Raw genomic sequence first — 525 nt, forward strand, 5'->3', positions numbered from 1 at the left:
TCGCTCATGTCCCACTGGGGCAACGGTGCCGGGGGAAGCGGCAGCACCTTGTCGAGGTTGGGGAAGCGCAGGTCGGGATTGAAGTAAAGGGCGTCCGCCAGAATCTTGTAGCGGCGGGCGCGAGCCTTGTCAGGTCCGGTCGTGACCGGATTCGCTCCGTCGTCGAACGAGGCGAACAAATAACCTGCACTTTTTTGGCTACCAAACTTGACGCCTTCGTGTAGCACCTTGAGTGCGCGGGAATAGTCCTCACCCAAGGTCGGATCATTGCCGTTTAGATCCGCCCCAAGCTCGTATGCGGCGGGGCCATAGCCTTGTGCGAATGCGCACTCCAGCATCTTGCGCGAGATTGTCCTGTTCGCCCAGAACGATGGCGGATCGTTGTAGACACCAATCAGCTTTTGCCCAATGTATGTCTGCGACGCCATGCTTCCCATGTCCGCCGCCCTCTGCCAGAACGCATACGCCACCGTCGCATCCTGCTTGAGCGATCCAATGCCGCCCATGTACATCGTGCCCATGTTG

At 59.2% G+C, this 525-nt stretch carries 1 protein-coding gene; it reads right to left on the reverse strand.

Translation table 11 applies throughout. The features are described 5' to 3' along the window. Positions 1-525 (reverse strand): DUF6396 domain-containing protein (locus ACCC97_RS28815; protein ID WP_413336395.1); only part of this gene is annotated, 525 nt, incomplete at both ends.

It is taken from the genome of Variovorax sp. Varisp85, assembly GCF_047304045.1.
Taxonomy (GTDB): Bacteria; Pseudomonadota; Gammaproteobacteria; order Burkholderiales; family Burkholderiaceae_C; genus Variovorax.